Source organism: Myroides albus, assembly GCF_009711045.1.
GTDB lineage: Bacteria > Bacteroidota > Bacteroidia > Flavobacteriales > Flavobacteriaceae > Flavobacterium > Flavobacterium album_A.
Genome location: NZ_WMJX01000042.1, coordinates 1 through 20,295, shown reverse-complemented (window position 1 = coordinate 20,295; position 20,295 = coordinate 1). Strand labels below are relative to the sequence as shown.

Below are 20,295 nucleotides of genomic sequence, written 5' to 3'. Positions count from 1 at the left end.
GCTGCCTACTGCTCTATCCCGCGATATTGTGGTGCAAATATAGTAGGAATATTTGGAACCCACAAATCAGCTATGAGAATAATCGCCTATTTTCATAGGTATTCACTGTCTTTCCCTTTTGTATATTCGCTGTTTTGAGCAATAAGTTCATCAATGTTATTGTTACAGAGTAACTTAATAAAGGAGTGGAATTTTTCTTCAGGCCAATCGTAAATTTTTAAATCCATTAATTTTTTTATTGTTTCTTCAGAAAAGCGCTTTTTAATAGGTTTGGCAGGGTTACCTGCAACGATGGTATAAGGTTCTACATCTTTTATCACAACTGCTCCCGAAGCTACGATTGCCCCTTCTCCAATTGTTATACCTGGCATGATCATCGAGCGCATCCCTAACCAAGCTCCGTCTTCTATTATTGTATCTCCCTTGGCTTGATAAGCTTCTTCTATTATTTCTGTAAAGGGATACAGGCTAAACCAATCTGTGCGATGTGTATTGTTGCCTCCCATAAGTATTACTACTTCGGCGGCAATGCACACATACGCCCCAATGTATAGTTGATCAATATGCCAGATGGGATCCCATGTATTAAGACTGTATTCATCACCATAGAGATAGCGCACCACACTTTCTTCAAAGTTCCCTGTCCATGCATTGCTGTAATAAGATGTCGTTCCTTTAATGTGAATGTTTGGGTTTTTTACTGTTTCGTGTAAATATTCTACTTTAGACCAATGTCTTTTGTCTTCTTTTTTCATTTGTAATTATGTTATTTTATCAAGTACCCTAAATAGGTGATTAATTATTAGATAAGTTAGATGCTAAATATATATAAAGTGTTGTTATAAATTTTATTTAATTTTTCCTATGTCATTGATATAAACTACCTTTGCTCTCGAAAAAATAGAATAATATGACGCATAAAGCTGGTTACGTTAACATTATTGGTAATCCAAATGTAGGTAAATCAACATTAATGAATGCTTTAGTAGGAGAGAGATTGTCAATCATCACCTCTAAGGCACAGACTACTAGACATCGAATATTGGGTATTGTAAATGGAGATGACTATCAAATTGTATTCTCCGATACACCTGGTATTATTAAACCTGCCTATGAATTGCAAGAATCAATGATGGACTTCGTAAAATCCGCTTTTGAGGATGCTGACGTGTTGATTTATATGGTAGAGATAGGAGAGAGAGAATTAAAAGATGAGGATTTCTTTGCTCGAATCAATAAGTCAAAGGTACCTGTAATGCTTTTATTGAATAAGATTGACAAATCTAATCAAACTCAATTAGAAGAGCAAGTGGCATTGTGGAGTGAGAAAGTTCCAAATGCTGAGATATTCCCTATTTCTGCTTTAGAGAAGTTTAATACACAGGCTGTTTATGATCGCATCATTGAGTTACTACCAGATAGCCCTCCATATTTCCCTAAAGATGCTTTAACTGATAAGTCTGAGCGTTTCTTTGTGAATGAGATTATTAGAGAGAAGATCCTGTTGAATTACGAAAAAGAAGTGCCTTATGCAGTGGAAGTAGAAACAGAGGAGTTTAAAGAGGAGGATAACATTATTCGAATCAAATCTGTTATCATGGTTGAAAGAGATACCCAAAAAGGGATAATCATTGGACATAAAGGTGCAGCATTAAAGAAAGTGGGAATAGCAGCAAGAGAAGAAATGGAGAAGTTTTTTATGAAAAAGGTCCATTTAGAATTGTTTGTCAAGGTAAATAAAGATTGGAGAAGTAGCGATTATCAGTTACGTCGCTTCGGATATAATCAAAAGAAGTAATAATAAAAATAAAAATGTCGTAATAAACATTAAATTTGCGACCTATTTTGAAATAATATGAGTAGTATAGTAGCCATAGTTGGGAGACCAAACGTAGGAAAATCGACTTTTTTTAATCGTTTGATTCAAAGGAGAGATGCCATCGTAGATTCAGTAAGTGGAGTAACACGTGATAGAAACTACGGCAAATCAGAATGGAATGGGAGAGAGTTCTCTGTCATTGACACAGGAGGATATGTGAAAGGTTCTGATGATGTATTTGAAGGGGAAATTAGACGTCAAGTTAGTTTAGCAATAGACGAAGCAGACGCTATTATATTTGTTGTTGATGTTGAGGAGGGAATAACTCCAATGGATGCAGAAGTTGCTCGCCTGTTGCGTAAAGAAACGAAACCTATTTTTGTAGCAGTTAATAAGGTGGACAGTTCAAAGCGTATGGATGATACTTTTGAATTCTACAACCTTGGATTAGGAGAGATTTTTCCAATTGCAGGAATGAGTGGTAGTGGTACAGGAGATTTATTAGATGCTGTAGTAGCTGCATTACCAGTGGAGGAAGAATTAACGACAGAGGAAGATGAGTTGCCAAGGTTTGCAGTAGTGGGTCGTCCAAATGCTGGTAAATCTAGTTTTATCAACGCTTTGATTGGTGAGGATCGTTATATTGTTACTGATATCGCTGGAACAACAAGGGATGCTATTGATACGAGATTTAATCAGTTTGGTTTTGATTTTAATTTAGTTGATACAGCGGGTATTCGCCGTAAATCTAAAGTAAAAGAAGATTTAGAGTTTTACTCTGTAATGCGTTCTATTCGCGCAATTGAGCATAGTGATGTTTGTATCTTAATGGTTGATGCAACAAGAGGCTTCGAAGGGCAAGATCAAAATATTTTCTGGTTAGCTGAAAAGAACAGAAAGGGAGTTGTTATTCTTGTTAATAAATGGGATTTAGTAGAAAAAGATACGATGACAACTAAACAGTTCGAAGATAAAATTCGTGAAGAGATTGCTCCTTTTACGGATGTGCCGATCGTATTTACTTCGACAGTCACTAAACAGCGTTTATTAAAAGCTTTGGAGACAGCTGTAGCAGTATATGAAAATAGAAAACAACGTATTTCTACGTCTAAGTTCAATGAGGCTATGCTACCTGTAGTAGAGCATACTCCACCACCGGCAATTAAAGGAAAATACATTAAGATTAAATACTGTATGCAGTTGCCTACGCCTACACCTCAGTTTGTATTCTTTGCAAACTTGCCACAGTATATAAAGGATCCTTATAAGAGATATATTGAGAATAAACTTCGTGAGATATATAACTTTGAAGGTGTTCCAATTGATATCTTTTTCCGTCAGAAATAGATTTTTGAATAAATGATAATAACTTAAAGCGGTCTTTGTACATTTGTATAGACCGCTTTTTTTATGGCTATGAAATCGATATATACTTTTTTGACTGTTTTACTCTGTATTAGTTCATTTGGACAGAACGCTATTTCTATAAAGGGAAGAATAGTCGACTCCTTGAATTTGCCTTTAGAGTATGTAACTGTTTATTTGAATAGAGATAAAGATTCTACAATGGTAGGTTATACCGTTACGGATAAAACAGGAAATTTTGATCTGAAGATTCGATCGCTACAAGAGGGAACTTTCCTTAAAGCTTCTATGATGAGTTATCAAGACTTTGTCAAGGAATACCCGAAGGGGATTACAGAGAATGATGATCTTGGTAAAATAGTGCTTAAGGATTTGCCTACTAATTTAGACGAGTTGCTTATTGTTGCTGAGACCCCACCTTTGAGGGTTAGAAATGATACTATAGAGTATAATGCTGGGTCATTTAAGGTTAGGCCTGACGCCAAACTTTTAGATTTGTTAAAGCAACTTCCTGGTTTACAGATAGACGAGAATAAAAAGATAACTGTGAATGGGAAAGAGGTTAATGAGATCTTAGTGAATGGCAAGCCTTTCTTTAGTGAGGATGGTAAAGTAGCTTTGGAAAACTTACCAAGTGAAATCATTAACAAAATCCAAGTTACGGATAAAAAGACTAAAAGGGAAAAATTTACAGGTGAGCGTGCAAAGTCTGATGATGCAAGTATCAACGTGACAATTGATGAGGAAAATAACAAAGGGTACTTCGGACAAGTTAATGCGGGATATGGAACAGATGATCGCTATGAAGCGGGTCTGTTTTTGAATAGTTTTAACAAGAGGAGAAAGATATCAGTCATTGGTTCTGCCAATAATATTAATGCAGTAGGCTTTTCAATGGACGATGTCTTTGATAATATGCGCAGTGGACGTAGTAGAGGAGGCGTTACTGAGTCGAGGATGATAGGGCTAAATTACCTGGAGGATTTTACTGAATTATTGTCGGGAAATGGAAGTTATGATTACAATTTTTCTGAAACTGAGAATAGGAATAAAACGACGTCAACTCGTTTTTTACCAAGTGGTCAGTTTTATAATACGTCTTCTTCTTCATCAAAAAGTGGAGATGAAGGGAATAAAGCCAATTTTTCAATTGATTATCGAGGAGAGAAAGACTTTTTGTCAATTATGCCTAACTTCAGCAAAGGGCATACCTATTCTAATAGTCAGTCAGAAGAAGCATCTTTTGATGAAAATATGAATCCCTTGAACGAGAGCCGTAGTCAGTCATATAGTAGGGGAGATAGTAATAATTTTGCAAACAATATTTCGTATGTGCGCAATTTTAAAAAACCGGGACAGTTCTTATCAGTAAATTTTTCTAATTCAAATTCTAAGGGAAATAATGAAATTCTATTTGAATCTGATACCAAATTCTTTCAATCTGAAAAGGCTGATGATATGCGTAGACAGTTTAAAAATAGTGAAGATGTATCTGATACCTATAGCTTGGATGTGTCATTCAGACAACCGATTACGGACTCATTGTCTTTTGAAGTCGGAACTGAGTGGAACTACAGACAAAGCATCAACAGTATGTACGTTTATGATTATGATGAGGCTACAGGCGAGTATTCCTCTATTAATAAGTTAGAAACGAATCGATATAAAAGTGTTGTAAAGGAAACTAGTCCGTTTGTCAGATTTGCAATTAATAAGAATAAGTTTTCGCTGTATTTTACTTCTTATACTGATATTGTCAAGAACTCAGCAGATGCATTGTACAATGAAAAGGATTACAGTTTAGATAAGTATTACATTAGTCCGCGTTTAAATATGAATACGTTCTTTAACGTGAGTAAAAATGATAATATTTATTTCAGTTATGGATACAATCAGACTTATCAAAGTGCAACAGAGTTATTGGAAATTACGGATATCTCCAATCCACTACACACTAAAGTAGGAAATCCAAACTTGAAACCGACGGATCAACATAATTTTAGTTTTAATTATCGCTCTTATGATTTCCAGACGAGATCTGGGTATTCTATTGGAGGAAATCTCTCCCTACAAGATAATACGATTGTAAATGCAATTGAGTATGACGAGGATATGAAAAGTATCTCAACTTATAAAAACATATCAGGTAATTATCAGTGGTCAGCAAGAGTAAATTTGTTTCAGAACAAGAAGGTAGGTGAGCATAACTTCCGATATGGTATAGGAGTTAGATTTTCTAATCATTTTTCGAAAGGGTATATTGACAATGTTATGTACGAATCTCGAGCAAATACTATTGTGCCGAATGCGTACTTTAGTTATGACTATGGAGAGTTTTTGACTCTACATCCTTCATATACGTATAACTATAATAGAACGAGTTACAATAACTTTACTGTTGATAAAGCTTCAAATTTCACACATAGATTTAATTTAGAGGCTACAACCTATTGGCCTAAGAACTTCATCTTTGGCAATGATTTTAATTACACTTACAACTCTCAAATTGCACAAGGCTATAAAAAAGACTTTTATATGTGGAATATAAGTTTAGCTTATGAGTTTTTTGATAGTAAGTTTAGAGCAAAAGTAAAGGTGTATGATGTGCTCAATCAGAATACCAGTAGTCGACGTACTATCGATCCTACAGAGATTGTGGATTCTGAAAGTTTGGTATTGAAACAATATGTCATGTTTTCTTTAGTGTATAAATTGAATGAGTTTGGAGGTCCAAAGAAGGGAAAAGGTACAAAAGGAGGTCGTGGTAAGCGTGGACAAAGTATGCGTGCATTCCGTATGTAATATTTAAAAAGAGATGATTGTAGTGCTTATGTAATATAAAAGTTCTCATTGAGCATGGGACTTGTATTAGTGTGCAAAAGTACTTTAGAATACGAAAATAGAGATAGTATAAAACAATAAGAGGATATCTGTTTCAGATATCCTCTAATTTGTTTTATATAGTTGAAAAGTTTTACCAGCTTCCACTTGAGCCTCCTCCAGAGAAACCTCCTCCTCCGAAGCCTCCGAAACCTCCTCCAGAAGAACTGCCTCCTCCAGATGACCAGCCACCTCCACCAGATGACCAACCGCCTCTACTACTTGAAGAGCTACTTGATCCACTATTTGAAAGAATAATTACAGTTGCAAGATCTTCTAAGAAGCTGCGATTGCGTTTGTTTCCTCCACCTTTTCCTCCATTGTTTTTGTCTCCTTTATTGAATATAATAGTTCCAACGATGACAAATATGATAGCAAATAGACAGAATAGACCTCCAGTTTCATTGTCTCCTTCTGCGCGAACAGTATTTTTTTTGTCTGACTTGTATACTCCTTTGAGCATTTCAGTCACTCCGTCGACTGCGGTGTGAATCCCTCCATAATAGTCCCCATTTTTGAAATGTGGAATAATTCTATTTCGGATAAGTTCTCCTCCTTGTCCAGCGGTTATATACTGCTCTGCTCCATAACCTGGGTAAATACCAATTTGACGATCTTGTACAGACATCAAAATAACTACCCCATTATCTTTTCCTTTTTCTCCAACTCCCCATTCATGTCCCCATTTTGGTCCTAATAATGAAATATTTTCTCCATTGAGACTTTTTATTATAATGACTAATATCTGAGTAGATGTTTCATTACTGTAATGCGTTAATTTATCAGTCAGCTCTCTTTGTTGTTGAGATGAAAATAAATCAGCATAGTCATAAAGTAATTTTTGATCTTTTAATGCTGGTTTTTTGGGAATATCAAATTGCGCATAATTAACCTGACAAAGCAATATGATTATTGCAAAGGTTAAACTATGGAATACTTTTTTAAACAAATTTTTCATTTGCTATGCTTTTGAAATTTCATTAGGAAGCTCATTCTTGTTGATCTCCTTAGCTGGGAAATAAGCTTTTAGCTTTATTCCTGCCTTGAGGATTCCCTGAATAAGTCCCTGTTTGTATAATCCTTGTTTAAAGTGGTTTATAACCAATTCTTTAGTCCCTTCCCAAAAGTTTTCAGTTTGAACTTTTTGATTAATTCCCTCATCCCCAAGAATGACAAAAGATTTTGAATTAATGCATAGATAGAATAGAACCCCGTTGCGCTCTTTCGTATTCTGCATTCCAAGCTCGAAGAATACCTTTTGCGCTCTTGCCATAGGTTCTTCGTTGCTGTTTGTCTCAATGTGAATGCGTATTTCACCAGAAGTGTTTGCTTCTGCCTGTGTTATTGCTTGTACAATTTCCTTTTCATCTTGTGTAGATAAATAGTCTCTGATAGTAGGCATAATTAAAAATTAAATTCCACTTCTACAGGTTTATCAGCACCTTGTACTGCATTGAAATACGGTTTTTCTTTGTAACCATACATTCCCGCAAAAACAGAGTTAGGAAATTTCAAAATATAACCGTTATAATCCATGATAGCACTATTGAAACGCACACGTTGTGTTTGTATCGTGTTTTCAGTACTTGCTAATTCATCCTGCAGTTTTAAAAAGTTAGTATTAGTTTTTAGTTCAGGGTAATTTTCTGAAACCACTAATAGTTTACTTAAACTTGACGCCACGTTGCTTTGTACTTGATTGAAGTTTTCTAACTGTTCAGGAGTCATATTGCTTGGGTCAATAGTTACTTTTGTCGCTTCAGCACGTGCTTTAACTACCGCTTCTAAAGTACCCTTTTCGAAATCTGCCGCACCTTGTACAGTTTTAACTAAGTTTCCGATTAAATCATTTCTTCTTTGGTATGCTGCCTGCACATCTGCCCATTGTTTTTGTTCCGTCTGACTTAATGCTACGATATCATTTTTGATACCAACAGAGTACATAAATATTCCTGCAATTACAACCACAAGAACGATGATAGGAACTAATGCTTTTTTCATAGTAATTTTTCTTTTAAAGTTCGTTTTTAATATTTATTAAGGTGTTTTTAATATTCTCTAATTTTTTTATCAGCTCAAAGTTGTTCATTTCTGACTTAGGTTGCTTCTTTAAGTATTCTTTGGCTCCTTCAATTGTGAAGCCCCTTTCTTTTAGCAAGTGATAAATCAATTCAAGGTTTTCGATGTCCTTATGTGTGAACATGCGATTTCCTTTTGCATTTTTTTTAGGATTAATGATGTCAAATTCTTTTTCCCAGAAGCGCAATGTCGAAGCATTTAGGTCAAAAGCATTCGCTAATTCTCCTATACTGTAATAACGTTTGTCAGGTAAATTTAGTTTCATTAGTCAAGTGATTGATTTTCTTGATTAGCCTCTTGTGAAAGTAATTCAAACTCTTTAGCAGAAATATCGCCATAATAGTAGTTTAAAGGGTTTACTACATTACCTAAGTAGTGCACTTCATAGTGTAAGTGTGGTCCCGAACTACGTCCAGTACTACCGACATACCCTATGATATCACCGCGTTTAACTGCTTGTCCTTGTCGAGCATTATATCGACTTAAGTGAGCGTATCTCGTCAAGTAACCATGTCCATGATCTACTTCTATTAGATTTCCATATCCTGATAATTCATTATTAGCACGGATTATTTTACCATCACCAGTAGCGTAGACAGGAGTTCCAGTTTCTGCAGAGAAGTCCATTCCAGCGTGGAACTTTTTAATTTTTGTAAAGGGATCACTACGATATCCATAACCAGAGGCCATGCGTTTTAGATCTTCATTTTTTACTGGTTGAATCGCGGGAATTGATGCGAGGAATGCCTCTTTACCCTTAGCTAACTCAATGATGTCATCTAAAGATTGTGACTGTATGGCTATTTGCTTTGATAGCATATCCATTTTCTCGTTCGTCGTCGTTAGGATTTTTTCATTTGTTAACCCTATAAACGAGCGATATCTGTTTATTCCTCCTAATCCTGACCTCCTTTGTTCATCGGGAATAGGTGCTGTATTAAAGTATGCGCGGTAAATGTCATTATCTCTTACTTCAAGTTCATCTAATACTTCTGCAACTAAGTCCAGTTTCTTGTTCAAAAGTAGATAGTTTGTTTTGAACTCTGCTATTTCTCTTTCTTGTACTTTTTCTTTAGGTGTTTGCAGGATATTAGTGTTAATGAGTACGAATAATCCAAGTACACCAAAGATGGCAGAAGAAAGTATGAATAAGAAGACATTACCTAAGTATCTAAACTTTTTAGGTCTAATTTTTAGGAACGCTAATTTTTCAGGGTCGTAATAATATTTTACCTTAGCCATATTTTAAAAAAACACTATTTTTGCACTAAAATTTTAATCTTCATTAAAGTGGAAAAAGATTGATAGCTAACAAATTTAAAAAATGTTTTCATTACAGCTATTGTTTTCTTTAGTAGAAGAATAAAAAAAAGTAATAAAATAGAATATTTAGCTGTTTTTTAACAATGTTGAGGTAAAAAACAGTAATTGAGAATTTGAATTAAAATTTATAGTTTCCAAAGGATATGAAATCACAAGAAATTCGTCAGAAGTTTTTAAACTTTTTTGAAGAAAGAGGTCACATGGTTGTACCTTCTGCGCCGATCGTTCTGAAAGACGATCCAACTTTAATGTTTAATAACTCTGGGATGGCCCAGTTTAAAGAGTATTTCTTAGGAAACGCCAAGCCTAAAAGTAACCGTATCACTGATACACAGAAGTGTCTTCGCGTGTCTGGTAAGCACAATGACTTAGAAGAGGTAGGTATCGATACATACCACCACACAATGTTCGAGATGCTAGGGAACTGGAGTTTCGGAGATTACTTTAAGAAAGAAGCTATCAATTGGGCTTGGGAATTATTGACTGAAGTTTATAACATCCCTAAAGATATTTTATACGTTACTGTATTTGAAGGTAGCGAAGAGGAGAACGTTCCTTTTGACCAAGAAGCTTATGATATCTGGAGTACCCTAATCGGCAAGGATCGTATCCTGATGGGGAATAAGAAAGATAACTTCTGGGAAATGGGAGATCAAGGACCGTGTGGACCATGTACTGAGATACACGTAGATATCCGTAGTGCTGAGGAGAAGGCAAAGATAGCGGGTAGAGAATTAGTGAATGGAGATCATCCACAGGTAGTAGAGATCTGGAATAACGTATTTATGGAGTTTAACCGTAAAGCGGATGGTTCTCTAGAGAAGTTACCTGCTCAGCACGTAGATACAGGTATGGGGTTTGAGCGTCTATGTATGGTGCTTCAAGGAGTACAGTCTAACTATGACACAGATGTATTCTCTCCACTTATCGCTAAAGTATCTGAGTTAACAGGTGGTAAATACACAATGAAAGCAAAAGATGATGAGGAAGAGAAGATTAATATCGCTATCCGCGTTATCGTTGACCACGTGAGAGCAGTTGCCTTTGCTATTGCAGATGGGCAGTTGCCTTCTAACAATGGAGCAGGGTATGTGATCCGTCGTATCTTACGTCGTGCTATTCGCTATGCATTTACGTTCTTAGATAAGAAAGAACCATTCATCTATGAGTTAGTAGAGGTGTTAAGTACACAGATGGGAGCATTCTTCCCAGAAATCACTAGTCAAAAAGAATTAGTGAAAAACGTGATTAAAGAAGAAGAAACTTCTTTCTTAAGAACGTTAGAGCAGGGGTTACATTTATTAGACAATGTAATCAAACAAACAGAAGGTAAAGTAGTATCAGGAGTGAAGGCTTTTGAACTATACGATACTTTTGGTTTCCCTATTGACTTGACAGCGCTTATCCTTAGAGAGAAAGGATATGAACTAGACGAAGCTGGATTTGACGCAGCAATGTTAGAACAAAAAACACGTTCTCGTGCGGCTTCAGAAGTATCTACTGATGACTGGACTGTATTAGTGTCAGGAAATGTAGAGCAGTTCGTAGGATATGATCAGTTAGAGAATGAAGTGAAGATCACTCGTTATAGAAAGATTGACAGTAAAAAAGATGGTAAGTTATTCCAAATCGTATTAGATTCTACTCCATTCTATCCAGAAGGGGGAGGACAGGTAGGAGATACTGGAGTATTAGTATCTGCTAATGACACTATCCAAGTAATCGACACGAAGAAAGAGAATAACTTAATATTACATATCGTAAGAGAGCTTCCTGCTAATGTAGAAGGAACTTTAGTAGCGAAGGTAGATGTAGAAGCGCGTAAGCAATCTATGGCTAACCACTCTGCTACTCACTTACTACACCAAGCATTGCGTACTATCTTAGGTACTCACGTAGAACAAAAAGGTTCGTTAGTAGCTCCTACGCACTTGCGCTTTGACTTCTCTCACTTCTCTAAAGTGACAGAAGAAGAGTTAGCACAAGTAGAGGCATTCGTGAATGATAGAATTCACGATCACTTGCCATTAGTAGAGCGCAGAAGTATACCGATGGCTCAGGCTATCGCTGAAGGTGCTATGGCATTATTCGGTGAAAAATACGGTGATGAGGTACGTGCTATTAAGTTTGGAGAGAGTATGGAGCTATGTGGAGGTACTCACGTAGGGAATACTAGTGATATCTGGCAGTTCAAGATCGTAAGTGAAGGAGCTGTAGCTGCTGGTATTCGTCGTATTGAGGCGATTACGAATAAAGCTGCTCGTCAGTTCTACGCAGAACAAGAAGATACATTAAAAGAGCTTAAAGCAGTATTAAAAAATCCACAAGATACCTTAAAAGCGGTAGTATCTCTTCAAGATGAGAATGCTAAACTTAAGAAACAAGTAGAGCAATTATTAAAAGAGAAAGCAAAGAACCTAAAAGGAGACTTAAAAGGTCAAATCCAAGAGGTAAACGGTATCTCTTTCTTAGCTGTAGAAGTGGACTTAGATGCTGCTGGAGCAAAGGACCTTGCTTATGAGTTAGGTAATGAGTTCTCTAATCTATATGTACTGCTTGGTAGTGTAGCGAATGATAAGCCAATGCTGACTTGTTATGTATCTAAAGATATAGTAGAGAGCAAAGGTCTTAATGCAGGTACTATCGTACGTGAGTTAGGTAAACACATCCAAGGTGGTGGTGGTGGACAAGCGTTCTTCGCTACAGCAGGAGGTAAGAATCCAGCTGGTATGGCAGACGCTATCGCTCACGCAAAAGATTATTTGAAATAGTATTATATTTGTAATTATAATAGAAAAAAAAGATTCTCATATGAGAATCTTTTTTTTGTTCAAGAGTTCATCAGATTATGAAGTTTAGTACAGTAGTGCCTACTAAGGTAGCAAAGGATAGAATTAAATACGAGCATAAGATCTTATCTATGGGATCTTGTTTTGCTGTGAATATAAGTGATAAGCTAAAAGAGTATCAGTTCCAAAGTGTGGTGAATCCATTCGGTATTCTGTTTCACCCTATCGCGATAGAGCGCATATTAGAGTATGCGGTGAAAGGGCATGAATTTACAAGTGCAGATGTGTTCTGTCATAACGAGGTGTGGAGTAGCTTTATCGCACATTCTGATTTGAATGAATTAGAAGAAGAAGATATCGTGACGAAGCTGAATGTAAAGTTGTTTGATTTACAGGTAGCTTTAAAAGAGAGCTCGTTTATGTATATCACTTTAGGAACAGCTTGGGTATATGAGCATATCGAGAGTGGAATGGTTGTTGCCAATTGTCATAAGGTAGCACAGAGTAATTTCAAAAAGAGATTATTAAGTACTGAAGAAGTGAAGGTTAGCTTGTCTAAAATTATTACATTAGTACAAGCTATTAATCCAGATATACAGATTGTGTTTACAGTGTCTCCAGTGAGACATTTTAAAGATGGTATCGTAGAGAATCAGAGAAGTAAGTCAGTATTATTTACTGCCTTACACGATGTGTTAGATCAGCAAAGTGGAGATAAAATTAGTTACTTCCCTTCTTATGAGATTGTAATGGATGAGCTAAGAGATTATCGCTTTTATAAAGCTGATATGTTACATCCAAATGAGTTGGCGATAGACTATATCTGGGAGCGCTTTGTGACAACGTGGATTCATCCTGATATGTATCCGATTATGCATAAAGTAGATGAGGTGCAAAAAGGACTGAACCATAGACCTTTTAACCCTACTGCAGAACAGCACTTAGCTTTCTTAGATACATTGGTAGCCAAGATAGATTACTTATTAGAGAAATATCCATTTATGAACTTTAGATAGTTATGAGAAAGTTATTGCGCGTACTCTTCGGTATATTTATAGTGCTCTTCTTTATGTTTGCAGGAGTTGTTTTGTATAACAGCTTTGTGAAGGGAGATAAAGATGATATGCAATACAATACAGCTCTAATCCAAGAGCAGTTAAAAAACGTGAGTAAATTAGTGGTGACAGAAGCTACTTTCTCACAAGTAATGACGTATAAGGATCAGCAGAAATACTTTTTAAATATGCTTTCTTTTGATAAAAAGGCTGTGGTTATTATTAATGCAAAGGCTACAGTGTCTTATGATTTGAGTCAACTGCAATATCAGATCGATGAGAAGAATAAGGTAGTGCAATTAATATATATACCAGAAGCGGAAGTAAATATATATCCTGACTATAAAATACTAGATGTAGAGCAGAGTACTTTCAACCCTTTTAAAGGTGATGACTACAATAAGATTAATGCAAAAGTGAAGAAAGACTTAGAAGATAAAATAGAAAAGTCCACTTTAAAATCGAATGCGGAGAATCGACTTATAAGTGAACTTTCTAAAATATTAATAGTTACCAATACTCTAGGTTGGAAACTAGAGTATCAGGGTAACGTTATTCAAAGTGATAAAGACTTGGTATTAGATATAGCTTTATAAGCTTTTTAGAATAATATCTATACCGTCTTTGATTAAATGAGCTACTTCAGGTCTGTTTGTTTGAACAGATTTAAGGTGGCTCATTGCTTTTTCAGCTAATGCTGTATTTGAAGCTTTTTTAGCTAATTCCAGTATTTCTACTGTCAGTAACCAATCAGAAGGGTATCCATTGATTAGAACATCTAGTACGTTGTTTAAATCAGTTGTTTTATTCTCTTCTCTCATGGCTCTAACTTCTTGGTAGAAGTTTTCGAGCTTTATTTTACTCTCGTCTCTTTTTGCTTTTATTGTTTGGCTAGAAGGAACGTGATTGATTAGATCAAAACTGTGGTAGTCAGCAGGCCCTGAGAAAGCAGAAATCACATGAGCACCAACAGCCATATCATAAGTCCCCCATTCTGGTTGGAATAGTACTTCATCATTGTGCTTCACTGTACAGTCACTAAAACTAATCAGAATAATCTTACCATGTATATTGCGAATACCCGTGATATTAGTTCCAGATACAGTGATACCTCCTTCGAACTCTAGAGTTACTGGCTTGCCTTCATATAGGTTATAAGCTTTTAGATCTCTAGGGCTCATATCTTCTATAGCAAGGTTGATTCCTTTTAGACGACCTAATGCAGTACCAAAACCATGTGGATGAGTCTCTGTGCCGTGTCCTACTAATTCTTTCTCTCTATAGGCTAAAGCTGTTTTGCCTGTTGTCTGCACATAAGCAGGTTTGCCTTCGTGTTCGATTACACGTGTAAATACACCTGATATCTGTAGACCTGTATTCAGTTCTATCGTACCTAAGGCTTTAGAGTCTATTAGTTTGTTTATTCCCATTAAGCCTCCTTTTCTTAAAGCCATCTTATTTGCAAACTCTTCTAATACTTCACTTAGATAAGCAAAGTCAGGAGTTACATATAACTGAGGTTGAGGCTTAGTGATATCAAAGCCTTGGTATGCAGCTTCTATGCTATAAGGAAGTTTTTTTACATTATCAGTCATACACCATGCACTCTCTCCGATAGAAGATAGTAAGCCTGCTCCGTATATCTTAGGGTTATCCGTAGTACCGATTAATCCATACTCTACTGTCCACCAGTGAAGATTACGGATAAGTGCCATCTCAGAAGGTTCTTCTGTTATACCTTGTAAATAATCTACCTGCTCTTCTGCCTTTTTGATTTCTTCAGGGTCTACACCTTCGGCCTCTTTTAAGATAGACAGTAAGCGGATAGCTTCATATATCTCATAGTCTCTGCCAGAAGAAATAGCCTTACAGCCTATCTCTCCGAAGCGTCTCAGATACTCAGCATACTCAGGGTTAGCGATAATAGGAGCATGTCCTGCCCCTTCGTGTATAATGTCTGGTGCAGGTGTGTATTCTATATTCTCTAATTGTCTAATATCTGATGCAATAACAAGTACTTTATACGCCTGAAACTCCATAAAGGCATTCGGTGGTATAAAGCCATCTACTGCTACAGCAGCCCAACCTATTTCTTTTAATATTCTATTCATCCCATACATACTAGGGATGCTTTCTATAGAAATACCTGTTTTAGCTAGACCGTCAAGATATGATTCGTGAGCAACTTTAGATAGATAATCAACATTTTTACGCATAACGTATCGCCACACAGCTTGATTAATAGGTGTATAATCCTGATAACTCTGTGGTTTGATAAATTGTTTTAAATGCTGTGGTAATCTTTCGATCAAGTCGTTACTTTCATATTCTTGTGTTTTCATAAATGAAATTTGTTATTGTTTGTCGTAAATATAATAAAAATCCTTTTGGAAGGTATGTTAACAGTTGATATCTGTTGTATATGATGCGATTGTTGTTTTATTAATTTTAAGTTTTTATGTGTTTTAAAAGCTTATGTATGCTGTGTTATTTATGTGATATATGTAATAATGATTATTTGATTTAAGTTTTTTTTAAGTAAAAATATTGAAAAAATTAACGAAATAGTTTTTTTGATTCAAAATAGTTTTTATCTTGCTACCAAATTTAATAACCCAAAATAACTAACTTATATGAAAAAACTATTTATGTTTTTGGCTGTAGCAGGTCTAGCTACATTCGGAGTGTCATGTAGCAGTGATGACAACTCATCAGATTCAGGTAAAGAGAGCAAACAATTGGTTCTTAGTGCTGATCGTGTTGATGTAAAAGAAGGTGATCTTGTAAAGTTTACAGTACAAGCTGACAAGAAAAATGTCGACGGTGCAAAGATTTACGTTGATGGTGTAGAGGCTGGTATTGAGCACGTTTTTGAGAAAGAAGGTACTTTTAATGTAGTAGCTAAAAAGGCAAATTTTGAAGATAGTGCTGCTTTAAAAATAACTGTAACTAAGAAAGATGGTACAGATCCAGACACAGAGAAGAAAACATTCACTTTAGTAGCTGATAAAGCTGATGTTAAAGTGGGAGAAACAGTAACATTTTCTGCAAAAGAAAATAATGTAGCAATCTCTGGATTTAAAGTTAAGGTTGTAGGTGGTGCTGAGTTACCAGGTTTAACATGGAAAGCTGAAAAAGAAGGTGTTGTGAAATTCATCGCTACTAAGGATGGATATAACGATACAGCTGAAATTACAGTAAATGTTACGAAAGATAATAAACCAAACCCAACGAGTAATTTTATCCAAGTAGGTGATAAAAGTATTGATTTAAAAGGAAGTGCATTTTTCTATTTTGTTGATGGACAATATGTATACTCAGAAGAAATTAATGGTAAATGGTATGTACCATTTAGAGTTAATACTTTTACAATTGATATTACAGAAACTGTAACAGCTACGGATTATGACAATTCTGGTGCTATTTTGTTCTATGTAGAGCAAAAAGAGGGTGAAACTACTGTAGTTTTCCCTTGGGATGTAACTAATCCAGAGCAAATATTAATTGCAAGTTATAATGGAAAAATTAATGGTGTTGATTTTAAAGCAGATAAAGATACAAAATTCTCAATACCTGCATTAACAACTCCAGGAGAAAAAGACGCGCGAGGAACTGCTAAATTTATAGTTGAAGGAAATGATGAAGTTAGTGGAGGAGTTCTAAACAGTGATTATGACGGTCCTTATCAAGCATACTTTAAAATTGATTTAACTGGTAATGGAGCTAATTCAATAAAATCGCTAAGATCTGGTATCAAAGTAGATAATGTTGATTTCTCTTCAATGAGAAGAAAATAATTTACATTTTATATCAAACAAAAAAGCAGTTGCCATGGCAACTGCTTTTTTGTTTGATATAAGCGATCTGTTATAAGAGGTTTCTTTGTAAAGTTATAATAATAGTTTTTTTGTCTTTGAATAGCTTGCTTTTTTTGAAGAGTGCTTCAATAATTTGGTCTTTTAATCAATAACCAAATAAATTATAATTATGAAGAAGCTATTTATGTTTTTAGCTGTTGCTGGTTTAGCGACATTTGGAGTGTCGTGTAGCAGTGATGATAATTCGTCCAATGAAGATAAAATGACCCATCAATTGATACTCAACGCAGATCGTGTTGACATAAAGGTAGGTGATAAGGTAAATTTTTATGTACAAGCAGATAGAAAGAATGTTGATGGAGCGAAGATTTTTATCAATGGAGAAGAGGCATCAAACGAATATGTATTTAATGAAAGTGGAACTTTTGAAGTTTATGCAAGTAAAGTAAATTTTAAAGATAGTTCTATTCTTAAGATAAATGTGGTAGCTGATGATGAAGAACCTAAACCAAGTAAGAGTTTCACTTTATCTGTTGATAAATCTGAAGTGAAATTGGGGGATGTTGTAACTTTTACAGCCAAAGATAATAAGGAAGATATTTTTGGGTTTACAGTTCAAATGGTAGGAGGAACAAAAATAAATGGAACGACTTGGACAGCAAATAAAGATGGAGTTGTTAAATTTGTAGCTACCAAAGAAGGATATAAAACTTCGAATGAAGTTTCTGTTAATGTATTGAAACAAGATACACCTATGCCAACTGAGAATTTTATTTCTTTGGGAAATAAAAGCATTGATTTAAAAGGAAGTGCTTTCTTTTATTTTAGTAAAGGTGGATCGGTTTATTCTGAAGTAATTGACGGTAAAACTTTTGTGCCTTTCATCATTAGAACATTTACTGTTAAGATTGATGACTCGATATCAGGAACAGAATATGAGAATTCTGGATCTTTATTGTTTTATGTAGAACAAGAAGAGAACTCAAAAGCCCTACGTTTACCATGGCAGGTTACGACTAATGAACAGATTGTTATCGTAGATTTTAGAGGGAAAGTTTCTGGTGTTGAATTTCAGGCTGATGAAAAAACTATGTATAGTATTCCTGTTTTTACTACTCCAAATAAAGATAACGGTAAAGGAAATGTAAAACTTGCTGTTAAGGGGACGGATAAAGTATCAGGAAATTCATTAGCATCTGATTTTGATGGTGAGTACCAAGCATATTATAAAATTGATTTGGATAATAGTAATGCGAAATCTATTAAAAACGAATTTAAAATAAGTAAAGAAGCATTATTTTCTTTAAACTTAAAATAGAAAAAAGAGCAGTTTTTTAACTGCTCTTTTTTTTGTTTATTGGTTTTATTTCTTATGTATTGTTAAGGATAATGATATTTGTTTGGTAATATTTAGAAATAACTTAATTATAATTGAATAGTTTATTTATTTGGAGTGCAGCTTTTATAATTTGGTCATTCAATCAATAACCAAATTAGAATCAATTATGAAGAAAATTTTTATGTTCATTTTCGTAGCGACTCTTGCTACGTTTGGAATATCATGTAGTAGTGATGATAACTCTACTGATGATAAGAAAGAGGAAAAACAATTAGTACTAAAAGCAGACAAGCTTGAAGTAAAAGTAGGTGAAGCAGTTAATTTTTCTGCAGAGTTAGACAATAAAAAGATTGATGGAGTGAAGATCCTTATCAATGACCAACCTGGTAGTCTAAAACACGTGTTTAAAGAAGCAGGTACTTTTAAAGTTGTAGCAACAAAAGCAGGTTATCGCAATAGTAATCCAATTAATGTAGTGGTAACTGAAAATGCAAACAAGATTATTTTGAAAGCAGATAAATCTAAGGTTGAAGTTGGAGAAAAAGTTACTTTCACTGCACAAGCAGGAGGAGCTGACTTAAAGGATTTCAAGGTTAGTTTTGCTGATGGAACAGAGATAAACGGAACAAGCTGGATAGCTGATAAAGCAGGAAGCTTTAAGTTCTTTGCATTCAAAGAAGGCTTAGAAAATTCTGATAATGTTGAAATTACTGTAACAGCGAAACCGATTGACTTGAAGTTAACTTTAGTTACTAATCCAAATGAGGTGTTTGCTGGTAAACCTTTTACTTTATCTATCGTTACGGGTAATACACCTGTTAAAGATGCGGTGTTACACGTGGATGGTGAGGCTCTTAATATTTTGTCTGATGATAATGGAGAGTTCAACCTTTATGGGCCTGCAGGAACAGTTACTTTTAGTGCAGAGTTTGAAGGAAGTTTTAGCAACGGTGTTGAGGTGACTATTAAGGAGGCTGAAAAAGTAGAAGCTAAAGGAAAAGGATCTTTTGAATTTAATGGTGCTACTCATCAAATTGAAGATAGCTATTTAGTGTTTTTTGGATTAGAGTATGCTGATGAGTCAAAAACAGAAGTAGTTGCTAGATGGCAAGTAGAAGTTGGATCTGGGGATTTGGCTGCAGTTTATGTATTCAAAACGCCAGCTAAAAAAGTATCTGAAGGTTCATACTCACCAGACTTACCAAATGCTACAAATACAACTCCTCTTATTGCTGGAGTAATTAGAAATGGTAGTACTATTGGAGTTAGTAATTTGGATATGAAGTTTAAATTTGATGCTCAAGTAAATGCTAAGAACCTTTTTGAAGGTCATTACAAAGGAACTACAGCTCCAATGAATGATAAGCCATTCAGCATTGAATATGAAGGAGAGAGTTACTTTTTTGATGCTTCTGAAAATAGTGCTAACAAAACAAGGTCTACAAGTCGATTTGTTGAGGCAAATCAGAAAGTTAAGTCAAATATGATCTCAAAATTTGATAGAACAATTAGAACTTTTGTGAAGTAATAGTACATATTTTAATTATGCTGCCTCCACTCTTTTGAGTGGAGGTTTTTTTGTTTTGAATTTACTCTTAAAATGTTTGAAATCTTCTTGAAATTGTTCTTTCGCAATTGAATTGTTTTAGTTGTTTCAGTTCTCCTTTTATAATTTGCTTATTCAACCAAAAGTCAAATTAATAGATTATGAAGAAAATTTTTATGTTTATTGCTGTAGCAACTTTGGCTACATTCGGGTTATCGTGCAGTAGTGATGATAACTCCAAAGAGGTATCCACCCGACCAAGCCCATATTTCATAAGCTAAC

16 protein-coding genes are annotated in these 20,295 nt (G+C 35.1%); 9 read left to right on the top strand and 7 right to left on the bottom strand.

Features of this window, described 5'->3' with window-relative positions:
• Window positions 1–92: 92 nt before the first annotated feature.
• Window positions 93–755 (bottom strand): CatB-related O-acetyltransferase, encoded by a 663-nt coding sequence (locus GJV76_RS13270; protein WP_155093094.1) that lies wholly within the window; start codon window positions 753–755, stop codon window positions 93–95.
• A gap of 155 nt (window positions 756–910) precedes the next feature.
• Here GJV76_RS13270 and era point away from each other — a divergent pair, with 155 nt between their 5' ends.
• From era to GJV76_RS13255, 3 genes are all read left to right on the top strand, one after another.
• Complete coding sequence (gene era / locus GJV76_RS13265; RefSeq protein ID WP_155093093.1) at window positions 911–1,798, top strand: GTPase Era; 888 nt, start codon at window positions 911–913, stop codon at window positions 1,796–1,798.
• Window positions 1,799–1,855: 57 nt separating this feature from the next.
• The gene (gene der, locus GJV76_RS13260) at window positions 1,856–3,166 is read left to right on the top strand and encodes a ribosome biogenesis GTPase Der (protein ID WP_155093092.1); all 1,311 of its coding nucleotides are present in this window, start codon (window positions 1,856–1,858) and stop codon (window positions 3,164–3,166) included.
• A 69-nt stretch (window positions 3,167–3,235) separates the two neighbouring features.
• Window positions 3,236–5,986 carry an outer membrane beta-barrel protein gene (locus GJV76_RS13255; RefSeq protein WP_155093095.1) on the top strand — a complete coding sequence of 917 codons (2,751 nt, stop codon included), beginning with the start codon at window positions 3,236–3,238 and terminating at the stop codon, window positions 5,984–5,986.
• A 172-nt stretch (window positions 5,987–6,158) separates the two neighbouring features.
• Here the strand turns inward: GJV76_RS13255 and GJV76_RS13250 are convergent, their stop codons facing one another.
• The 5 genes from GJV76_RS13250 to GJV76_RS13230 are packed head-to-tail and all read right to left on the bottom strand — an operon-like array spanning window position 6,159 to window position 9,385.
• Complete coding sequence (locus GJV76_RS13250) at window positions 6,159–7,022, bottom strand: TPM domain-containing protein (protein WP_155093091.1); 864 nt, start codon at window positions 7,020–7,022, stop codon at window positions 6,159–6,161.
• A gap of 3 nt (window positions 7,023–7,025) precedes the next feature.
• The gene (locus tag GJV76_RS13245; protein WP_155093090.1) at window positions 7,026–7,466 is read right to left on the bottom strand and encodes a TPM domain-containing protein; all 441 of its coding nucleotides are present in this window, start codon (window positions 7,464–7,466) and stop codon (window positions 7,026–7,028) included.
• A 2-nt stretch (window positions 7,467–7,468) separates the two neighbouring features.
• Window positions 7,469–8,065 (bottom strand): LemA family protein, encoded by a 597-nt coding sequence (locus tag GJV76_RS13240; protein ID WP_155093089.1) that lies wholly within the window; start codon window positions 8,063–8,065, stop codon window positions 7,469–7,471.
• Between the two features lie 13 nt (window positions 8,066–8,078).
• Window positions 8,079–8,408, bottom strand: a complete 330-nt coding sequence (locus GJV76_RS13235; protein WP_155093088.1) for a MerR family transcriptional regulator — start codon at window positions 8,406–8,408, stop codon at window positions 8,079–8,081.
• On the bottom strand, window positions 8,408–9,385 hold the full coding sequence (locus GJV76_RS13230) for a M23 family metallopeptidase (RefSeq protein WP_155093087.1): 978 nt from the start codon (window positions 9,383–9,385) through the stop codon (window positions 8,408–8,410). Before GJV76_RS13230 ends, GJV76_RS13235 begins: the two co-directional genes overlap by 1 nt.
• Before the next feature lie 224 nt (window positions 9,386–9,609).
• Here GJV76_RS13230 and alaS point away from each other — a divergent pair, with 224 nt between their 5' ends.
• The 3 genes from alaS to GJV76_RS13215 all read left to right on the top strand — a co-directional run bounded on the left by alaS (window position 9,610) and on the right by GJV76_RS13215 (window position 13,906).
• Window positions 9,610–12,237, top strand: a complete 2,628-nt coding sequence (alaS, locus tag GJV76_RS13225) for an alanine--tRNA ligase (protein ID WP_155093086.1) — start codon at window positions 9,610–9,612, stop codon at window positions 12,235–12,237.
• A gap of 77 nt (window positions 12,238–12,314) precedes the next feature.
• Window positions 12,315–13,271 carry a GSCFA domain-containing protein gene (locus tag GJV76_RS13220; protein WP_006259635.1) on the top strand — a complete coding sequence of 319 codons (957 nt, stop codon included), beginning with the start codon at window positions 12,315–12,317 and terminating at the stop codon, window positions 13,269–13,271.
• Window positions 13,272–13,273: 2 nt separating this feature from the next.
• Window positions 13,274–13,906 carry a DUF4230 domain-containing protein gene (locus GJV76_RS13215; RefSeq protein ID WP_006259634.1) on the top strand — a complete coding sequence of 211 codons (633 nt, stop codon included), beginning with the start codon at window positions 13,274–13,276 and terminating at the stop codon, window positions 13,904–13,906.
• Here GJV76_RS13215 and GJV76_RS13210 read toward each other — a convergent pair.
• Window positions 13,901–15,652 (bottom strand): aromatic amino acid hydroxylase, encoded by a 1,752-nt coding sequence (locus GJV76_RS13210; protein WP_155093085.1) that lies wholly within the window; start codon window positions 15,650–15,652, stop codon window positions 13,901–13,903. The genes GJV76_RS13215 and GJV76_RS13210 overlap by 6 nt on opposite strands.
• Before the next feature lie 291 nt (window positions 15,653–15,943).
• Between GJV76_RS13210 and GJV76_RS13205 the strand changes: the two genes are divergently transcribed.
• The 3 genes from GJV76_RS13205 (at window position 15,944) to GJV76_RS13195 (ending at window position 19,995) form a co-directional block, all read left to right on the top strand.
• Window positions 15,944–17,107: a hypothetical protein gene (locus GJV76_RS13205; protein WP_155093084.1), complete on the top strand. Its 1,164-nt coding sequence runs from the start codon at window positions 15,944–15,946 to the stop codon at window positions 17,105–17,107.
• A 190-nt stretch (window positions 17,108–17,297) separates the two neighbouring features.
• Complete coding sequence (locus GJV76_RS13200) at window positions 17,298–18,446, top strand: hypothetical protein (protein ID WP_155093083.1); 1,149 nt, start codon at window positions 17,298–17,300, stop codon at window positions 18,444–18,446.
• 187 nt (window positions 18,447–18,633) lie between these two features.
• Window positions 18,634–19,995: a hypothetical protein gene (locus GJV76_RS13195; protein ID WP_155093082.1), complete on the top strand. Its 1,362-nt coding sequence runs from the start codon at window positions 18,634–18,636 to the stop codon at window positions 19,993–19,995.
• Window positions 19,996–20,295 lie beyond the last annotated feature (300 nt).